Source organism: Clostridium minihomine, from assembly GCF_900240385.1.
Lineage (GTDB): Bacteria > Bacillota > Clostridia > Oscillospirales > Acutalibacteraceae > Faecalispora > Faecalispora minihomine.
Genome location: NZ_OEQH01000003.1, coordinates 459,873 through 479,619 on the forward strand (window position 1 = coordinate 459,873; position 19,747 = coordinate 479,619).

The 19,747-nt window shown below is 48.1% G+C and carries 18 protein-coding genes; 3 read left to right on the plus strand and 15 right to left on the minus strand.

The features are described 5' to 3' along the window. Positions 1 to 36: 36 nt before the first annotated feature. The 3 genes from uvrB to pyrE all read right to left on the minus strand — a co-directional run bounded on the left by uvrB (position 37) and on the right by pyrE (position 3,459). On the minus strand, positions 37 to 1,998 hold the full coding sequence (gene uvrB, locus C1A02_RS09210) for an excinuclease ABC subunit UvrB (protein ID WP_101697908.1): 1,962 nt from the start codon (positions 1,996 to 1,998) through the stop codon (positions 37 to 39). Positions 1,999 to 2,114: 116 nt separating this feature from the next. After that, positions 2,115 to 2,843 (minus strand): JAB domain-containing protein, encoded by a 729-nt coding sequence (locus C1A02_RS09215; protein ID WP_101697909.1) that lies wholly within the window; start codon positions 2,841 to 2,843, stop codon positions 2,115 to 2,117. A gap of 34 nt (positions 2,844 to 2,877) precedes the next feature. Beyond that, positions 2,878 to 3,459, minus strand: a complete 582-nt coding sequence (gene pyrE, locus C1A02_RS09220) for an orotate phosphoribosyltransferase (protein WP_101697910.1) — start codon at positions 3,457 to 3,459, stop codon at positions 2,878 to 2,880. Between the two features lie 211 nt (positions 3,460 to 3,670). On the opposite strand from pyrE, the gene C1A02_RS09225 reads away from it, so the two are divergent. From C1A02_RS09225 to C1A02_RS09235, 3 genes are all read left to right on the plus strand, one after another. Further along, entirely contained in the window at positions 3,671 to 4,633 is a 963-nt protein-coding gene (locus C1A02_RS09225; protein ID WP_101697911.1) for an RluA family pseudouridine synthase, read from the plus strand. Positions 4,634 to 4,658: 25 nt separating this feature from the next. Continuing rightward, positions 4,659 to 5,138, plus strand: coding sequence for a GNAT family N-acetyltransferase (locus tag C1A02_RS09230; protein WP_442338928.1), 480 nt, complete (start codon positions 4,659 to 4,661; stop codon positions 5,136 to 5,138). 121 nt (positions 5,139 to 5,259) lie between these two features. Continuing rightward, positions 5,260 to 5,559, plus strand: a complete 300-nt coding sequence (locus C1A02_RS09235) for a hypothetical protein (protein WP_101697912.1) — start codon at positions 5,260 to 5,262, stop codon at positions 5,557 to 5,559. Positions 5,560 to 5,624: 65 nt separating this feature from the next. Here the strand turns inward: C1A02_RS09235 and hisE are convergent, their stop codons facing one another. From hisE to C1A02_RS09295, 12 genes are all read right to left on the minus strand, one after another. Continuing rightward, positions 5,625 to 5,951 carry a phosphoribosyl-ATP diphosphatase gene (hisE, locus tag C1A02_RS09240; RefSeq protein WP_101697913.1) on the minus strand — a complete coding sequence of 109 codons (327 nt, stop codon included), beginning with the start codon at positions 5,949 to 5,951 and terminating at the stop codon, positions 5,625 to 5,627. Continuing rightward, the gene (gene hisI / locus C1A02_RS09245; protein WP_101697914.1) at positions 5,948 to 6,304 is read right to left on the minus strand and encodes a phosphoribosyl-AMP cyclohydrolase; all 357 of its coding nucleotides are present in this window, start codon (positions 6,302 to 6,304) and stop codon (positions 5,948 to 5,950) included. The genes hisE and hisI overlap by 4 nt, the downstream gene beginning before the upstream one ends. Positions 6,305 to 6,308: 4 nt before the next feature. Next, the gene (gene hisA / locus C1A02_RS09250) at positions 6,309 to 7,025 is read right to left on the minus strand and encodes a 1-(5-phosphoribosyl)-5-[(5-phosphoribosylamino)methylideneamino]imidazole-4-carboxamide isomerase (protein WP_101697915.1); all 717 of its coding nucleotides are present in this window, start codon (positions 7,023 to 7,025) and stop codon (positions 6,309 to 6,311) included. Between the two features lie 14 nt (positions 7,026 to 7,039). Then, a complete protein-coding gene (gene hisB / locus C1A02_RS09255) occupies positions 7,040 to 7,618 on the minus strand; it encodes an imidazoleglycerol-phosphate dehydratase HisB (protein ID WP_101697916.1) in 579 nt (192 codons plus the stop codon). After that, positions 7,615 to 8,679, minus strand: a complete 1,065-nt coding sequence (locus C1A02_RS09260; protein ID WP_101697917.1) for a pyridoxal phosphate-dependent aminotransferase — start codon at positions 8,677 to 8,679, stop codon at positions 7,615 to 7,617. Before C1A02_RS09260 ends, hisB begins: the two co-directional genes overlap by 4 nt. 6 nt (positions 8,680 to 8,685) lie before the next feature. Beyond that, positions 8,686 to 9,969 carry a histidinol dehydrogenase gene (hisD, locus tag C1A02_RS09265; protein WP_101697918.1) on the minus strand — a complete coding sequence of 428 codons (1,284 nt, stop codon included), beginning with the start codon at positions 9,967 to 9,969 and terminating at the stop codon, positions 8,686 to 8,688. After that, complete coding sequence (hisG, locus tag C1A02_RS09270) at positions 9,948 to 10,616, minus strand: ATP phosphoribosyltransferase (protein ID WP_101697919.1); 669 nt, start codon at positions 10,614 to 10,616, stop codon at positions 9,948 to 9,950. Before hisG ends, hisD begins: the two co-directional genes overlap by 22 nt. Continuing rightward, complete coding sequence (gene hisZ / locus C1A02_RS09275) at positions 10,613 to 11,824, minus strand: ATP phosphoribosyltransferase regulatory subunit (protein ID WP_101697920.1); 1,212 nt, start codon at positions 11,822 to 11,824, stop codon at positions 10,613 to 10,615. Before hisZ ends, hisG begins: the two co-directional genes overlap by 4 nt. Positions 11,825 to 12,031: 207 nt before the next feature. Next, the gene (locus C1A02_RS09280; protein WP_101697921.1) at positions 12,032 to 16,378 is read right to left on the minus strand and encodes a PolC-type DNA polymerase III; all 4,347 of its coding nucleotides are present in this window, start codon (positions 16,376 to 16,378) and stop codon (positions 12,032 to 12,034) included. A 42-nt stretch (positions 16,379 to 16,420) separates the two neighbouring features. Further along, positions 16,421 to 17,467 (minus strand): flavodoxin-dependent (E)-4-hydroxy-3-methylbut-2-enyl-diphosphate synthase, encoded by a 1,047-nt coding sequence (ispG, locus tag C1A02_RS09285; protein ID WP_101697922.1) that lies wholly within the window; start codon positions 17,465 to 17,467, stop codon positions 16,421 to 16,423. Further along, positions 17,464 to 18,537: a M50 family metallopeptidase gene (locus tag C1A02_RS09290; protein WP_101697923.1), complete on the minus strand. Its 1,074-nt coding sequence runs from the start codon at positions 18,535 to 18,537 to the stop codon at positions 17,464 to 17,466. Before C1A02_RS09290 ends, ispG begins: the two co-directional genes overlap by 4 nt. Positions 18,538 to 18,562: 25 nt before the next feature. Next, on the minus strand, positions 18,563 to 19,708 hold the full coding sequence (locus tag C1A02_RS09295; RefSeq protein ID WP_101697924.1) for a 1-deoxy-D-xylulose-5-phosphate reductoisomerase: 1,146 nt from the start codon (positions 19,706 to 19,708) through the stop codon (positions 18,563 to 18,565). Positions 19,709 to 19,747: the final 39 nt, after the last annotated feature.

A 19,747-nucleotide genomic window follows, 5' to 3' on the forward strand; every position in this document is an offset into this window, starting at 1 on the left:
TTTAGAATGGAGCGAAAAAAGATCGAATTTTTCCACCTATTTCCCGCCGCTTAATTGCTTAATCTTATCCCGCAGATAGGCGGCATGCTCAAATTCCAGCAGTTTTGCCGCCGCCTTCATTTCCCGGGTTAACTTTTCAATCATCTGCTTGCGCTCTGCTGCGCTCAGGCGCTTGCCCTTCTTGCCTTTTTCCTCGTCCTTATGGGTCGAGATTTCCAGTACATCCGACACGCGCTTGATAATCGTCTGGGGAGTAATATTGTGTTCCTCATTATGCTTTTGCTGAATTTCCCGGCGGCGCTGGGTTTCTCGCAAGGCCCGTTCCATAGACGGCGTTACGGAATCCGCATACATGATAACCTGGCCTTCTGAATTTCGAGCCGCACGCCCGATGGTCTGAATCAAAGATCGCTCAGAACGCAGAAAGCCCTCTTTGTCTGCATCCAGAATCGCAACCAAAGAAACCTCCGGCAAATCGATCCCTTCACGCAACAGGTTAATTCCAACCAGCACATCAAACTCACCCAGGCGCAGGTCGCGGATGATTTCCATGCGTTCTACCGTATCGATATCATGGTGCATATACCGCACCTGAATCCCCATGTTTTCCAAATAAGCGGTCAAATCTTCCGCCATCTTTTTGGTCAAAGTGGTTACCAGAACACGCTGATTTTTCGCGGTACGCAGATTAATTTCTGAAATTAAGTCATCAATCTGCCCTTCCACCGGCTTTACGATGATTTCCGGATCCACCAGACCCGTGGGGCGAATCACCTGCTCCACTATCTGAGCCGACTTTTGCAGTTCCAGATCGCCCGGGGTAGCACTGACAAAAATCGCCTGATTTACCCGTTCATAAAACTCGTCAAAATTCAAAGGACGGTTATCAAAAGCCGAAGGCAGACGGAAGCCGAAATTCACCAGTGTTTCTTTTCTGGCCCGGTCGCCCGCATACATCGAGCGAACCTGAGGCAAAGAAACGTGGGACTCGTCCACAATCAGCAAATAATCCTCCGGAAAATAGTCAAACAGTGTAAAGGGCGCACTGCCCGGTTCCCGGCCGGCCAGTACTCGGGAATAGTTTTCGATCCCTTTACAGAAGCCGATCTCTTGCAGCATTTCAATGTCGTACATAGTGCGCTCCCGAATTCGCTGGGCTTCGATTAATTGCCCATTGGATTCGAAGAATTTGACGCGCTCCTGCATCTCCTGTTCCAAATGCTGAACAGCCACTTGCATCTTTTCCCGGGGAACAATATAGTGCGAGGCCGGGTAAATAGCCACATGCTTTAGGAAAGCCCTCAGTTCCCCGGTCAGGGCGTTAATTTCAGAAATCCGTTCGATTTCATCCCCGAAGAACTCCACCCGAATGGCATTTTCATTGGACTGTACCGGGAAAATTTCGACCACATCGCCATGAACCCGAAACTTATTACGGATAAAATTGATGTCGTTTCGCTCATATTGTAACTCCACCAGCTTTTTCAGCAGGTCGTCCCGTTTTTTGATCATGCCGGGGCGCAGAGAAATCACCATGGTATGGTAATCAATGGGGTTACCCAAGCTGTAAATGCAAGATACGCTGGCCACAATAATCACATCACGCCGTTCTGACAAAGCAGAGGTGGCAGAGTGGCGCAGTTTGTCGATTTCATCGTTGATGGCGGAATCTTTTTCAATATAAGTATCTGTGGTGGGGATGTATGCTTCCGGCTGATAATAATCGTAATAGCTGACGAAATACTCCACCGCATTTTCCGGGAAAAACTCCCGAAACTCTGAGCAAAGCTGGGCAGCCAGCGTTTTATTGTGAGCCAACACCAAAGTGGGGCGGTTCACCTTTTCAATCACATTGGCCATGGTAAACGTTTTACCGGAACCCGTAACCCCTAATAAAGTTTGTTCCTTGTGGCCGCTGTTCAGTCCCTGCACCAATTTTTCAATCGCCTTGGGCTGATCGCCCATCGGCTGAAAATTAGAAACCAGTTTAAAATCCACTTTGTCCCCTCCCCACAACAAAATCTTTCTTAACTGTTATATGATAGTACATTTGTTCGTTCTTGTCAACTGTTGGTCGATTCCTGTTTTTGCATTTTATGGCAAAACAATGGAGCCTAAAAAGGCTCCATGATATCTTTTAATATACCCAAATGAGACAAAGATAAATAGTCCTGATCCCCAAAAATAATGTGATCCCGAAGAGGAACATTCACCGCCTTCAGCGCATGAAAAACAGAAATGGTGGACTCAATATCCCCTTTCGACGGCACTGGATTTCCGCTGGGATGGTTGTGGGATAAAATCGCCGCACTGGCATTATAACGCACCGCCAGCTCCACAATTCGGCGAACATAAACCGGCACCGTGTTCACGGCCCCTTCGTTGACGACATCACACAAAATCAGGCGGCACTGGCTGTCCAGCAGCATCAGTACCACCACTTCGTTGGCGCGGCCAATGTATTTGCGGCGAAAAATATCCGCCGCCTGCTCCACCTCGAACACCCGTACCTTTTCTTTGTGACAATCTTCGTAATAGACACGGCATAACTGAGGGATCATTTTGATAAGCAGCGCAGAAACCCTTCCAACGCCCTTTATGTTTAACAGTTCCTCATAAGGGGCATGAAATACGCCTGACAGCGAGCCGAACTGATCCATCAGCCGGTGGGCCAGTTCGTTCGTATCACCACGAGGAATCGAGAAGAACAAAAGCATCTCTAAAACCTCGTGAGATTCAAAGCTGTCAATTCCCTTATTCAAAAAACGATCCTGCATTCGTTTGCGGTGTCCTGCGTGAAGTTGGTACGATGTGGACTTTTCGGGAGCCTTTTCGGTTTTCAAGCACACACCGCCTTTCCGGAATGATGGGCTTGTCTTATTTTACCTTGCGGCTGCCCGGTTTTACCAGTTCCAGTTTGCCTTCTTTGCACAAGGGGCAAGCTTCCGGCTCCCAAGACTCTACATCCAAAGAGATCACCGCGCGGAAGGGAACGCCAAAATCAATCTTTCCGCCGGTTCTGTCCACAATGGAACCCACGCCCACCAAATCGCCGCCGGCAGCGCGAACCAGTTCAATCACTTCCCGAACAGAACCACCGGTTGTTACCACGTCTTCCACAATCAGAACCTTTTGTCCGGGCTCTATGGCAAATCCGCGGCGCAAGGTCATGACGCCATCTTCCCGTTCGGCAAAAAAGTTTTCACATTTCAGCCCACGGCTGACTTCATACGCCATTTGAACGGCTCCCATAGCCGGGCCAATCACAACCTCTACCCCATCGCCGGCAAAATGTTCAGCCAAAGCACCACAAAGCTCTTCACTGTATTTTGTATTACGAAACACCTTGGCACATTGCAAATAACGGCTGCTGTGACGGCCGGAAGTCAGGCGAAAATGCCCTTCTAATAATACGCCGGCCTCTTTCATCACTTCTAATACTCGTTCCTGTGTAATCATAAATCCTGTTTACCCCTTTTCGCAAATTCGTCAGCATCTGGTTTTCTTCTATTAATTAGCATCTATTATATACTAAAATAAATTATTTGGGAAGTATTGAAAGGCTTTGTGAAGGTAAGGATTTATGCTATAATAACTTGATTCTATTTTAAAAAGTTGAAATAAGGAAAGATGGCACGTTTATCGTGCTGAATTAATAAGGGTGATATGAATGAAATCCGTAACTATCGGAGAAAACGACGCGGGACAGCGCTTGGATAAGTTCCTGACCAAAACCTATCGGAATCTGCCCCAGTCCATGCTGTACAAAACCATTCGAAAAAAAGACATCAAGCTCAACGGCAAGCGGTGTGAAATTTCTACCCGGCTGAACGCGGGCGATGTACTGACCATGTATTTAAAAGATGAATTTTTTCAGCAGGAGCCGGAAGAATATGACTTTTTAAAGGCGCCCCTCAAGCTGAACATTCTGTATGAGGATGAAAACCTGCTTTTACTGGATAAAAAACCGGGGCTCATTGTGCATCCGGATGAAAATTATCATTTCGATTCGCTGATTGCCCGGGTACAGCACTACCTGTACGACAAGGGAGAATACGACCCCAAAGAAGAAAACAGCTTTGCCCCCGCTTTGGTTAACCGAATTGATCGGAACACCGGCGGCATTGTGATGGCGGCAAAAAATGCAGAATCACTGCGTATTTTGAATGAAAAAGTAAAAAACCGGGAATTGACCAAGCTGTATCTTTGTATTGTTTGCGGACGGATGGAACAAAAAGCCGCCACGCTGGAAGGCTATTTGGAAAAAAACGAAAATCAGAATCGAGTTTATATCTCCAAGCGCAGCACACCGGGAGCCAAAAGTATCCTAACTAAATACCGGGTGTTAGAGGAGCGGGGCCAATACAGCCTGCTGGAAATTGACCTGATGACCGGGCGCACCCATCAAATCCGGGCGCATCTGGCCTCTGTAGGGCATCCGCTGGCTGGGGACGGAAAATACGGAATCAACCGCCAAAACAAGAAAACCGGGCTGCCCTATCAGGCGCTGTATTCTTACAAACTGCGGTTTGAATTTACTTCCCCCGCGGGGATACTGGAATACCTGAATCACCGAGAATTTGAGGCGAAAGACATCTGGTTCCTAAAAGATTTTTATTCCTGGCAACCGTGATTTTCAGACGAAAGAAGGATGTTTTATGAAGTGCAGTATTCGCCTATGGAGGCCGGAGGATGCGGCCGATCTGGCCGCCGCGCTGAATAATCGGAACATACTGGCCAATTTGCGGGACGGCCTGCCGTATCCTTATACCAAATCGGATGCGGAAAGCTATATCGGGGCCATGCTTTCTGCACCAGCAGAAAATCAATATTCCTTTGCCATTACGGTGGAGGATAAAGCAGTGGGCAGCATCGGCGTTTTTCGTAAAGAAAACATTCACTTTCGCACCGCAGAAATGGGCTATTATATAGCGGAACCTTACTGGGGAAACGGAATTACCACCCACGCAGTTCGTCAGATATGTGGGTATGTATTTGAAAACAGCGACATCCTTCGTATTTTTGCAGAGCCTTTTGCCCGCAACACTGCTTCTTGCCGGGTGCTGGAAAAAGCCGGGTTTTCTTTGGAAGGAACTCTGCGAAAAACGCGGTCAAAGACGGTGACGTTCTGGATATGAAGCTTTACGCAATTATAAAAGAATAAACAGTATTACAGGTAGCCTACTTTTTCTAAATCGTTCTGTTATACTGAAAACGACTAGAGTATACAGATTGCCATTAGAAAAAGGATGAAAGGAAATGATTATCAGGCAACTAAGTGCAGAACAATACGAATCCCTGAAAAAACGATTGATTCAAACCGGGCAATCCACCCCTTTGCTGGCCAGTTACGACGTAACCATGAAAGTGGATGGTTTTGAATACCTGCTGAAATTGCAGCCTTGCAGCAAACGAAAGATTGCGGCATTGCAGGCAGTGCGAATTCAGCGTTTTGAAAAGGAGCAAAAGCAAGAACTAATCACAGAAAACCTGTTGCTTTCCTGCCTGTTAGAGCTCTTTGTTTTTCAGGCAGAAACGGAACAGCAAAGGCTGGCATAAAAGCTGAAAAGTAAAAAAGGAAGCCGATTATCACAAGATAATCGGCTTCCCTTTTTTACTGTAACTCAAGTATTTTTATCCACTTGGTGGAATTGCTTCAGGTTCCCTGTTTTCGTTTCCCGGGCACTTAGCTCACCGGCTACGTCCTCCCAAGAAATTCCCTCGTTTACCATCAAAACCGTTAGGTGATACAGAAGGTCAGATAGCTCTAAAACGGTCTCTTTCTTATCACCGTTCTTGGCGGCGATAATGACCTCACTGCACTCTTCCCCACATTTTTTCAAAATTTTATCCAAACCCTTTTCAAACAGATAGCAGGTATAAGAACCTTCTTGCCGTTCATTTTTTCTGCCTTCGACAATTTGGTAAAGCTCCTGTAACACGTTGTTCATTGCAATCCCTCCTCAATTGTTCGGTAAAAACAGCTGTGATTCCCGGTGTGGCACGCTGCCCCGGTTTGCTCCACCACAGCCAACAAAGTATCATCATCGCAGTCGGTGTAGAGTTCTATCACCCGCTGAACATGGCCAGAGGTAGCCCCTTTGTTCCAAAGCTCTTTTCGGGAACGACTATAGAACCAGGTGTACCCGGTCTGCAAGGTTTTTTTAAGGGATTCCCGATTCATATAGGCCATCATAAGAACTTCTTTGGTGGATTGCTCCTGCACAATCACGGGAATCAAGTCGGATTTCTGAAAAAATTGTTCTAATTTCTCTTCTGTAAAGGCGTTGTACTGTTCACTCATGCGTTTATTCTCCTTTTGCGGCCTCAATTGCCTGCCGTAAATCTAAACTGCCGCTGTAAATGGACTTTCCGCAAATCGCCCCATATAGTCCTAACCCGCGTAAATCCTGAATATTTTGCAGATTAGCTACCCCGCCGCTGGCAATAATCTGACAAGAAACCGCACGGTTCAGCAAATCCAACTGTTCCAGGTTTGGGCCAGAGAGCATCCCGTCTTTCGCTATATCTGTAAAGATTATATACTTTACACCAACAGATTCCATCTGCTTTGCCAGCTCAATATAATTCACCTGAGAGGTTTTCGTCCAGCCTTCCGCCGCCACCATCCCGTTACGGGCATCAATTCCCACGGCAATTTTCTCGCCATACTGTTCCACCGACTGTTTCACCAGCTGCGGATCGTACAAAGCGACCGAACCCAATATTACCCGGGAAATTCCTCTGGTTAAATAAAATTCCACATCCGAAAGGGTGCGAATACCGCCCCCCACCTGCACCGGAATACCGCTTTGGGCTGCCCCAAAAAACACCTGAGAGTTTACCGGACGCTTTTCCTTGGCACCATCCAGATCCACCATATGGATCCACTGTGCCCCCGCATCCGCAAAGGATTGGGCTGTGGTTTGGGGATCCTCTGCCACCTGATGGGCCGTCTCGTAATCCCCTTGATACAGCCGGACACATGCTCCGCCTTTAATGTCAATGGCCGGAAAAATAATCATGGAATCTCCCTTTCTTATAAACTTCCCTTGGTAGACAGCACCTGCCCAGGCGCTGTTTGTGCAACCGCCAGCCGAAGAGCATGAGCAACTGCCTTAAACATGGCCTCGATCATATGGTGTGAATTTTTGCCGTACTCCACTTTGGTGTGCAAAGTCAGTTCTGCATTCATGGCAAAGGCACGGAAAAATTCTTCGGTCAGGCAGGCGTCAAAGTCCCCCACCACCTGCTGGGGAAACTGGGCATCAAACACCGAAAATGGCCGTCCGCTTACATCCACCGCGGCAAACGCAAGGGCTTCATCCATGGGAACATAAAAACTGCCGAACCGGGCAATGCCGGAGCGATCCCCCAAAGCCTGACGAAATGCCCGGCCCAAAACGATCCCGGTATCCTCCACCGTATGGTGACCGTCCACAAATAAATCCCCCTCGGCCTGAACTTGAAGTCCAAATCCGCCATGGGTGGCAAAGGCATTCAGCATATGGTCAAAAAAACCAATCCCAGTCTGAATTTCACTGCTGCCGCCGTCCAGCGACAAGCGAACCGTAATTTTCGTTTCCCGCGTTTCGCGGATTTGCTCTGCATTTCTCATGGCTGTTTCCCCTGACTGAATATGTGTTGAAGGGCAGAAATCAATTCCGTATTTTCCGCCGTGGTTCCCGCGGTAATTCTAAGGGAATCGCCCATCAGGCGCACCGCAATTCCGCAGGACAAAAGCTGTTCGTATACCTGCCGTGCGTCAGAAAGATGTAAAAATACAAAATTGGTGCAGCTGGGGTATAAGAAAAAACGGCCGGGATACTTCTCAAGCAGTTTTTCCAGTTTCTGTGACAAAACCACACGGGATTCTACAATCTTTTTTACAGCCTCATCGATCTTTTTATGTTCCGATAATACGGCAGTCCCCATATTCTGGGTTATTGCATTGACATTATAAGGGGATTTTCCTGCCTTTATTGCATTGGTCAGTGTGGGGTTTGAAACGGCAAATCCCAAGCGCAAAGCAGCCATTCCCAATGCCTTTGAGCAAGTGCGAAGCACAATCAGGTTATCGTATTCCGCCACTTCCCGAATCAACGACTGATCCCAAAAATCCATATAGGCTTCATCCAAAACCACCAAAGAATCTATCGAACGAATCAGCCTGCGCACCTGTTCGCGAGATAATCCCAATGAAGTAGGGTTGCAGGGATTGGAAAAGAGAAGCATTTTCGCCTTACTTTGTGCAGCGACAGAGATCAATTCGTCCACATCAATAGTCAAATCACTTTTTTTCACCAGTTCCAGACAATTCACTTCTGCTAAAGAAGCATAAAACCGATACATGCTAAAGTCTGGAGAAAGGGTTAAAACAGTATCCCCTTTTGCTAAAAAAGCGGTCATCAAAACCGAAATTAATTCATCCGATCCGTTTCCGGCAGTTACAGACTCCGGGCTGATTTTATAATAGTCAGCAAAGGCTTGGCACACTTGCCGCGCCATGGGATCCGGATACCGGTGAAACAAGGTGCAGGCACAAGCATCTATCATTTTAGCTTCCAATTCCGGAGCTAAAGACAAAAAGGATTCGTTGGCGTCCAGACGAATCCGGTAGCCCCCTTCTAAGGGTTCATACGGTTTTAAATCCCGAATTTTACTGTTTAGCTGATACAAAACGAATCACATCCTAACTTTGATGGAATTGGCGTGAGCATCCAGCCCTTCCGTCTGAGCCAGAGTGATCACGTCTTGTGCAGCATCCTGCAGCGCTTCTTTTGTATAATAGATAAAACTGGATTTTTTCAGGAAGCTGTCCACTGACAAAGGGGAAAAGAACCGGGCGGTTCCCCCGGTGGGCAGCACATGGTTTGCCCCGGCATAATAATCGCCAAGGGGTTCGGGGGAATAGTTTCCCAAAAACACAGAACCGGCGTTATCCAGTTTTCCCAAATATTCCATGGGGTTTTCGCAGCAAACCTCTAAGTGCTCAGGTGCCAGACTGTTGGCAAAGGCAACGGCTTCCTGCATCTCATCGCATACCAGAATTGCACCGTAATCCTCGATTGATTTTTCTGCAATCTCTCGCCGGGGCAAAGCCGCAAGCTGTTTTTCCAGCTCTGCCGTTACTGCGTCGGCAATCCGGCGGCTTGTGGTAATCAAAATGGAAGAAGCCAGCATATCGTGCTCTGCCTGAGACAGCAGATCCGCCGCAAGATACACCGGGTTTGCCGAATCATCTGCCAAAACCAGAATTTCGCTGGGCCCGGCGATCATATCAATATCCACCATTCCATACAGCTGCTTTTTCGCTGTGGCCACATAAATATTGCCCGGCCCCACAATTTTGTCCACTTTGGGAACGGTCTGTGTGCCATAGGCCAAAGCCGCCGCTGCCTGAGCGCCGCCCATCAAAAAGACCCGATCTACTCCTGCAATAAGAGCCGCCGCCATAATGTTAGGGTTGGGCTGCCCATCCTTTTGGGGCGGGGTAGCCATAATGATTTCGCCCACTTGGGCGATTTTAGCCGGAATTGCGTTCATCAGAACAGAGGAAGGGTAAGCCGCCGTACCGCCGGGCACATAAACGCCTACCCGGGAAAGCCCCCGCACCCGCTGGCCCATGATAACGCCGTTTTCACGGGTTGTCAGCCAGCTTTGCTGTTCCTGACGGCGGTGAAAATCGCGAATATTTTCTGCGGCACGCTCCAGCGCACCGATGAATTCCGGATCGCACCCTTTGGCCAGCTGTTCCATATCCTGACGATTCAGTTCTCTTTTTTCAGGCAGTGCCCCGTCAAACTTTTGGGTGTATTCCGCAACCGCTTCGTCGCCCCGCATTTTAACTTGTTCCAGAATCTCTGCTACCCGAACTTCGACCTGTTTATCCTTTTCCTCGCCCCGCCGGCGGATTTGCTCTACCGCGCGGCGGCCTTCTTCTCCGCTTAACTGGATCGGCTGTAACATCTTTGTCCCTCCTTTTCTAATTCCATAGCAGATTCCATTTGACTGATTAATCCTTCAATCTCTTCTTTCCTCAGTTTCATAACCGCCGCATTTACAATTAACCGGGCTGAAATGGGGCAAATGGTTTCTAAAACTTCTAATCCGTTTTCTTTTAAAGTAGACCCGGTTTCTACAATATCCACAATAGCGCCGGCCAACCCCAATAAAGGTGCCAGCTCCACAGAACCTTCTATTTTAATGATCCGTACATCCATGCCCCGGCTTTCAAAAAAAGTCCGGGCAACCTTCGGGTATTTACTCGCAACCGTTTTTGCAGAATATCCTTCAAAGAAATCCGATCCCTTTGGGCCCGCCACAGCAAACCGGCATTTGCCAAAACCCAAATCTAAAACCTCAAAAAAGCTTCCTCCGCTTTCCAAAATGGTGTCTTTCCCCACCACCCCCAAGTCACACACGCCTTGCTCTACATAAGTAATCACATCGGCAGCTTTTGCCAAAACAACTTCTAACTCACCGTCACCCACAGGCAAAATCAGTCGTCTGCCTTTGTTTCTTACCTCAGAACAATCATATCCCATAGTTTCCAGCAAAGAAACCGTATCTTTTTCCAGCCGCCCTTTGGTCAGGGCAATTCTTAGGGGCTTCACTTTATTTCCTCCTTGGCGGTCTTAACGGAAACCGTTTGTGCCGCTATAAAATCCACTTGGGGAATTCCCATTTTGGCCGCATATTCCAGCGCCTGAACTCTGCTTTCTAATACAGAAAACTCACAGGTAATTCCCTTTCGGGTTAAATCGGATACATAATTCAGTGCTTTTATCTCAAATCCATCATCGCCATGCACTAAAATTTTAGCCAGATGACTTTCCGCATTTTCCTGCTGCTCCGCCATAATTTTGGCCAAAGCATCCACATTAGCCGCAAAACCAATGGCGGGCATCGGTGTCCCATAAAGGCCCAGCAGTTGATCGTAGCGTCCGCCTACCAACACAGCGTCCCCCGCTTGCTGAACATAGGCGCTGAACACAATTCCGGTGTAATAATCATTTCTTTGAACCAACCCCAAATCCACCATAATCCGGTGAGAAAGCTTCATTTCAGACAGCATTTGATACAGCCGGCGCAAATAGCGAATCGGTTCCATAGCGCTTTCGCCAAGGCCCAATGTCTCTGCTTTTTCAAACACCTCTTCTCCGCCAAACAGACGGGGAAGCTGGCGCAGGGCACTTACTTCTCTGGATTCGGGCAACGTGTTCAAAATCTCATCCAACGCGGGATAATTTTTCATTTCAATGTATCCGCGAATATCTTCTTTTACATCTTCTGACAAAGGTAACCCGGCAATAATTGCGCGAAAAAAGCCGGCATGGCCCAATTCTACTCGAAAATCGGACATACAGGCTGAAAGTGCCTCAATTGCTGTAACCAGTGCTTCCAAATCTGCTCGGTAACCGCCGATGCCAAGCAGTTCAATGCCAGACTGCATAATTTCATCGGCTCGCCCTGCCAGCCCCGGATTATTCCGGTAAACTTGCTGGGTGTAAAATAATCGGAGCGGTTTGGGCTGACCTTGAAGACTGGTTGCCGTTAAACGGGCAATGGGCAATGTGGAATCGGGACGCAGAACCAGAAGCCGCCCCCGGCGATCCGATAGCTTATACATCGTTTCTGCCGGGATACCGGAACGTTCCGGGTCAAACACGTCGTAAAATTCCAGTCCGGGAGTAACCACCTGACGAAACCCCCGGTTTCGAAATACATGTTCCAGATGATGCTCTGCCCTTTGATGAACCAAACAATCTTCAAAAAGATAATCCCGAGTACCCTCGGGAGTAGTTTTATTATATTTTTTCATAATCGCACCGCCATCGCTTTAGTGTGCTACCATGATAGCATATGAAATTGTAACAGTCAAGCAATTCCCTGCGTTTTATCATTGGCTATAAAAGCAATGCAATCTGTGAAAAACAACTTGTATTTTGTTACCAAAAAAGTCCGGCCTTTTATAAATCAGGCCGGACTTTTTTGGATAAGGAAAATAAAGTTTTACCACTTTCCCAATTTAAAACAAACTCATCTGACTGCTTTCGGGCAGTCCTTTTAGTGCACCCGCCCCCTGAAGGGATTCAATGACCGCTTTGGATACTTTTGCCCTTGTTTGAAGATCATCAATCGAAATATACGGCCCGCCGGTTTCCCTTGCCGCTGCAAGGCTGTTGGCCGCTGATTCTCCCACACCGGCAAGCGATGCAAAGGGCAAACGGATTTTTCCATCCTCCACCATATATTTTCTGGCGTCGGAATGATACAGATCAATGGGCAGAACTTCAATTCCACGAGCCAGCATTTCATTGACGATCTGGAAAGTGGCAAAGGCGTCTTCTTCTTTTTTGCTTGCCTCTTTCCCCTTCATCTGAATTTCGTTCATGCGGCGGCGCACGGCCTCTCGTCCTTTTAACACAACGGCGGCGTCAAAATCCTCGCCCCGCACGGTAAAGTAAGCGGCGTAATATTCCACCGGATGATACACTTTGTACCACCCAAGCCGCAAAGTAGAAATCATATAAGCGGCGGCGTGAGCCTTGGGGAACATGTATTTGATTTTCATACAGGAATCAATATACCAGGCGGGCACCCCATGGTCTTTCATCGCTTTGATATGATCCTGAGTCAAAAGCTGGGGTGCCTTTCCCTTTCGGGTAATCTCCATAATCTGGAAGGCCATTTTCGGTTCCAGACCTTTCAGCAGCAAATAAGTCATGATGCTGTCACGGGTACCGATTACCTCAGAAATGGTGCAGGTTTTATTTTTAATCAAATCCTGCGCATTGCCAAGCCACACGTCAGTACCATGGGACAAACCCGACACCTGAAGTAAATCAGAAAAAGTTGTCGGCTGTGCATCCATCAGCATCTGGCGAACAAAGCCGGTTCCCACCTCTGGCAAAGAGAAGGTTCCCGTTGGGGAATCAATGTCTTCGGGCGTTACACCCAAAGATTCTGTTGAGGTAAACAGAGACATCACTTTGGGATCGCTCATGGATACCTTCATAACCGGAATTCCAGTGTAATCTTCCAGATAACGATAGATGCTGGGCACATCATGCCCCAACTCGTCCAATTTGCAGATGGTGTCATGAATAGCATGGAAGTCGAAGTGAGTGGTAATGTTGTCGGATTTTTGATCATTCGCCGGCCGTTGCACCGGGCAAAAATCGTAAACCTCCATTCCGCGGGGCACGACAACCATGCCGCCGGGATGCTGGCCGGTGGTGCGTTTGACACCTGTGCAGCCTGTAGCCAGGCGCAGTTCTTCGGCTCGGTGCAGCAGCATGCCATGCTCTTCGGCATATTTGCGGACAAATCCAATGGCTGTTTTATCTGCCACAGTGGCAATCGTTCCGGCTTTAAACACGTTGTCTTTTCCGAACAGTGTTTCCGTGTATCGATGGGCTTCGCTCTGGTATTCTCCAGAGAAGTTCAAGTCGATATCAGGAGTTTTATCGCCGTCAAATCCCAAGAAGGTTTCAAAAGGAATGGTGTGTCCGTCCCGATCGTAATCCGCACCGCAATGCGGGCATTTTTTTGGCGGTAAATCAAATCCGGAGCCATAGCTGCCATCGGTTATAAATTCACTGTGCTTACAGCCGGGGCAAATGTAGTGGGGCTCTAACGGGTTTACTTCTGAAATACCAGAGATATTCGCCACAAAGGACGAACCAACCGAACCACGGGATCCCACCAGATATCCGTGAGCCTCCGAATCCGCCACCAGCTTTTGGGCAGTCATGTACAAAACGGAAAAACCGTGCTTATTAATGGAATCCAATTCCCGCTGCAACCGGTTTTTCACAATATCCGGCAAAGGTTCGCCATAAATCTGCTTGGCACGTTCCCACGAAATACGATTGAGCTCTTCTTCTGCTCCGTCGATAAAAGGCGGGAATACGCCCGGCGGTATGGGAGAAATCTCATCAATCATATCCGCTATCTTATTGGTGTTGGTTACAACCACTTCATAGGCTTTTTCTTTGCCTAAATAAGAAAATTCCTCCAGCATTTCGGCGGTGGTGCGCAAATACAGCGGTGCCTGAGCATCCGCATCGCCAAACCCCTGGCCCGCCATCAGGATTTTACGGTAATCCGCATCTTTGGGATCCAGAAAATGCACATCGCAGGTGGCTACAACCGGTTTATTCAGCGTTTCCCCCAACTTTACAATCGTGCGATTGAATTCCCGCAGCTTTTCTTCGTCAGAAACCTGTCCTTCGCGCACCATAAACAGGTTGTTTGCCGTGGGCTGAATCTCCAGATAATCGTAAAAGTCTGCAATTTCGCACAAAGTCGACCAAGGCTGACCGCCAGCGACAGCCCTGTAAAGCTCACCTGCTTCACAGGCACTGCCCAAAAGCAGTCCTTCCCTGTGTTTGACCAATACGCTTTTCGGAATACGCGGTTTTTGATAGAAATATTCCAAATGAGAATACGAAATCAGCTTGTACAGATTTTTTAGCCCAGTCTGGTTTTGCACCAAAATAATCTGGTGAACCGGGCGAATTTTTTTAGGATTCCCCCCTGCCAGACAGGTATTAATATCCTTTACCTTTTTTGCCCCAGTATCTTCTTTCAGACGCTGAAGAAGAGCGAGAAAAATTTTGGCCAACACCGCAGCATCATCACTGGCCCGATGATGGTTAAAGGGATCCAGCTTTAAATATTTTGCGACAGTGTCCAGCTTATAATTTTTAATATCTTTTAACATGGATCGACACATGGGGATCGTATCCAAATATGCATAAGGGAAATCCATTCCATGGCGTTCTGCCGCGGCACGCATAAAAGAAGTATCAAATTGGGCATTATGAGCCAGCAAAACCGGGCTGTCCCCGCAAAACTCATAAAATGCACGCAAAGCTTCTTCTTCGGAAGGAGCATCCTTTACCATAGCGTCGGTAATTCCCGTCAGCTCAGTAATTTTGGGCGGAATGGGTTTGCAAGGATTGACGAATGTATTAAAAGAATCGGCAATCTCGCCATTTTTGATGCGCACCGCACCAATTTCTGTCATACGATCCTGATGTGCACTCAGACCGGTGGTTTCAATATCAAAAGAGATAAATTCATCTTCCAGTGAATTATTCGATTCTCCGCTGAGTGCCGGAACCATATCATTGACAAAATAAGACTCAACCCCGTACAAAATCTTGAAGTTACCGCCCTTTTTATTAATTTTGGCGGCAGCATTCATGGCATCGGGATAAGCCTGTGCCACACCGTGATCGGTAATGGCAATGGCCGTATGTCCCCATTCATGGGCACGCTGAATCAAGTCAGAAACAGGGGTAACACCATCCATGCTGGACATGGTGCTATGCAGATGCAGTTCCACTCGTTTCACGGGGGCATCATCTGTCACCTTCACCTGCTCCACCGTGCTGATTCCCCGTGGGCGCAGAACAATTTCATGATCATACTTATCGTAGCTGATTTCTCCCCGCACCAAGATAGAGGCACCCTTTTTCAGGGTATCCAACGCCCGGCACTGACTCATATCCTCAATCAGTTTAAGGGTCATGGAACCGGTATAATCGGTTATATTGATGGAATAAATTTTCTTTGATTTATCCCGGGTCTGGCGTTCATCCATGCTAAAAATTTGGCCCCAAATGGTAACACTGCCGGAATCCGGCGCAACACGAACAATCGGAACCGGCTTCGCGCGCCCTATTTTACCATACAGAGGCTTTGCCGTTTCTAAAAGAATAGAAGGCATTAATGTGTCGGCAGTGCGCACATTAAGTACCTTTTTTTTCTTTTGGCCACTGTGTTCCTGCATAGAAGACTCATACCGATCCATTTCTTCCACTAAGTCCTGACGGCGTTGGGTTTCTTCTTCTTTTTTCTGTTGTTCTATGTAAGGCGCACTGTCTGGATTAATGCTTACCGTCCCATCAAAGGATACATTCAGGCTGATTCCAAATTCCTCTCGGATTAAAGTCGAAAGAGATTTATCAAACCGGCGGGATACCAGCATATCCCGGCCGCCGTGAGCCAGCGTAATCACCAGCGTGCCTTGCTCCCGGCGAACTTCGGCATGCCGAAGGCTTCCGTTCAGGCTGGCGTCTCTGCGGCGAAGTTCCTGCGCCATTTCCTGAAAATATTCCACCGTAAACAACTCTTTGGAATAGCGGGGCAAAATAAGCGCCCGGCGAACCGAAAAAGCTTGTTTTAACTGTTCTTCCATTCCAAAAAGAATACGGCGCTCCACCAAAACCGGAAACGCCGCCTCTATTGTTAAATCCCGGTTCTGCTCATCGATTTGAAGGGAATGAACTTCCCCCTCCAAAACAGCGGCAGGCAATCCAGAAACATCCAAATAAGTACCAAATAACTCTGCAAAGGTTTTCATTGAAACATCCTTTTCCTAATCTGTTATCCCAGCCGTTTTTCCCTACAACGCTTCAATCTCCTGCATCAAACAGTCCACCAGCTGATCTTCGGGAACCCGGCGTACAATCTCTCCTTTTTTAAAAATCAGGCCTACGCCGTTTCCTCCGGCAATCCCGATATCGGCTTCCCGGGCTTCTCCCGGCCCGTTTACCACACAGCCCATCACAGCCACGGTTATGGGCTTCTGACAGGAAGAAAGACGCTCTTCCACCTGATGGGCAATGCCGATTAGGTCGATATTGGTTCTTCCGCAAGTGGGACATGACACCATCTGTACTCCGGCACGAAGGTTCAGTGCTTTTAAAATATCAAAAGCCGCTGCGATTTCTCGCACCGGATCGGCAGTCAGCGAAACCCGGATGGTATCACCGATTCCCCTTTGCAGCAACGAGCCGATGCCAATGGCAGATTTAATCATACCCATGCGTTCCGTTCCGGCTTCTGTAACCCCCAAATGAAGGGGATATTCGCATTGCTCCGCCGCCAATTCATAGGCTTCTATCATCGTATCCACCCGGGAAGATTTCATAGAAAGCACAATGTCACCGAAATCAAATTGTTCCAAAAGAGAAGCGTGGTACAAAGCGCTTTCACACAAAGCCGGAGCCGTTGGCCCCCCGTATTTCGCTAAAATCTCTTTTTCCAGTGATCCTGAATTCACCCCAATGCGAATGGGGATCCCATGAATACGGCAGGCGTCCGCCACCGCTTTGACCCGGTCATCGGAACCGATGTTTCCGGGATTAATCCGAATCTTATCAATTCCGGCTGCCACCGATTCCAGTGCCAGCCGATAATCAAAGTGAATATCGGCCACCAAAGGAATTCGGATTTCTTGTTTGATTGCAGGAATCAGGCGCACTGCCTGCTGATTGGGAATCGCCACACGCAAAATTTCACAGCCCGCCTCTTCCAGTTCTTTGGCCTGCCGGACATTTCCTTCCACATCTGCCGCCGGAACATTCAGCATAGACTGGACGGTGATGCCCTCACCACCGCCAATCGCTATGCCTCCGGCAGTCAGCTTGCGAGATATGCGTCTGTTCATCCTCCCAATCCCTTTCCGGTAAAGAGTCTTAAAATATCACTGTAGGTGATAATTAGCATAAATGTCATGAGTAAAGCAAATCCTGCCGCGTGTACCCAACCCTCATATTTGGGATTGATAGGACGACGGCGCACCAATTCAATCAATAGAAAAATCAGTCTGCCGCCATCCAAAGCCGGTAACGGCAGCAAATTCACCACGCCCAGGTTAACCGTGATCATGGTCATCATCATCACAATATTATTCATTGCCGGGCCAATGCCCTGTTTTAATCCAATGGAAGCCGCCTGAGAAATGGCATCGGCTGCACCGATGGGGCCGGCCATGTCATTGAGCCCAAATTGACCTGACACCAGCCCTACCAGACTGTACCAGACCATGCGAACAACCGAAACCGTGTCGGCTGAAGCTTTTTGTATCAGCGTAATGGGATTTTTCTGAATTGCCGATACATAAAAATCCAACACCATGACCTGCTGTTCCCCATGCGGGCGCGTATTCATCTTCACATCGTGAAAATAAAGTTTTTTTCCATCGCGCACCACAGCAAAATCGATCGATTGTGGATTCGAAGTTGCCAAGGAAAAGCTCAAATCGCGGTCAGTATAAACACGGTAGCCGCCTACAGAATAAAATTGATCACCCTCCTGCATTCCAGCCTGCTGCAATGCAGAATTTTCCGCAAATTGTGAAATGGTAGTCGAAGTAAAAGCAGGCTGCTGCCCCAGCAAAATCATCATAAGAACAATTCCCATCAGAATGTTCATAACCGCACCGGCGCAAACAACAATAATTCGTTTCCAAACGGGCTTTCGACCAAAGGCCCGTTCATCATCGCTGGATTCATCCTCCCCTTCCATGGCGCAGTAACCGCCAATGGGAAGCAGGCGAAGCGAATACTTGGTTTCTCCCTTTTGGAACGAAAACAACTGGGGCCCCATACCGATGGCAAATTCATTCACCCGAATGCCCGAAAGCTTTGCGGTAAAAAAATGTCCGAATTCGTGGACGAAAATAATCAGCCCAAATAAGAGCAGTGCAAATAAAATTAGCAGGACGTTGGTAATCATATCCACCTCATCATTCTATAACAAATTATATGCTTTTTAAAACAAATTCCCTTGCTTTCCGATCCGCTTCCAACACCTGAGCCGATGTTTGGGGCAGTTCCGGTGCTTGGCGCTGAATGGCTTCTTCCACCAATTCAGGAATCTGCATGAATGCAATCTTATGCTGCAAAAACAACTTTACGGCCTCTTCATTTGCCCCGTTAGCAGCGGCGGGAACCAGGCCGCCCAGTTCGGCTGCCTGCTTTGCCAGACGCAGGCAGGGAAACGCATTTTCATCCGGCGGATAAAAGCTTAAAGAGCCAATCTCGGTAAGACTAAGGGGTTTTACCGGTGACGGCATCCTTTGAGGCCATGTGAGCGCATATTGAATCGGAATTCGCATATCCGGCACCCCAAGCTGCGCCAAAACCGAATAATCCTGATATTCTACCAGAGAATGTACGATGCTTTCCCGATGAACCACCACATCAATCTGAGAAACCGGCAGATCAAACAACCAAGAGGCCTCCATAATTTCCAGCCCCTTGTTCATCATGGTGGCAGAATCGATGGTCACTTTTGCTCCCATGCTCCAATTAGGGTGTTTCAGTGCCTGTTCCGGCGTTACATGGGCCAAGTCCTCTTTTGATTTGCCAAAAAAGGGCCCGCCCGACGCTGTTAAAATCAATCGGCGAACCGCTGACGGATCCGGGCAGCCTTGCAGGCACTGAAAAATCGCGGAATGTTCGCTGTCCACCGGCAGAATCCGCACTCCGTTTTCCCGCGCGGCCTTCATCACCAAAGCACCGCCCGCCACTAACGTTTCCTTATTTGCCAGTGCAACATCCTTTTTGGCAGAAACGGCGGTCAGGGTAGGAAGCAATCCTACCATGCCCACCACCGAATTTAAAACAATATCTGCTTTTTCCATAGCTGCCGCTTCACAAAGACCTTCCATCCCGGAAACAACCCGAACCGAAAGATCCTGAACACGCAGCTTTAAATCCCTGGCGGCGTCTGCATCAAACACAGCCGCCAAAGCAGGGCCAAACTCTCGAATCTGATCCTCTAACAAGGCCACATTGCTGTGGGCCGCCAGAGCGCACACCGAAAAACCATGCATTCTGGCCACCTCCAGCGTCTGGCGGCCGATGGAACCTGTAGAACCCAGTAAAGAAATTGTTTTCATCATTAGTATTCACCATTCTATCCTTTTATTGCACTTTTTTTG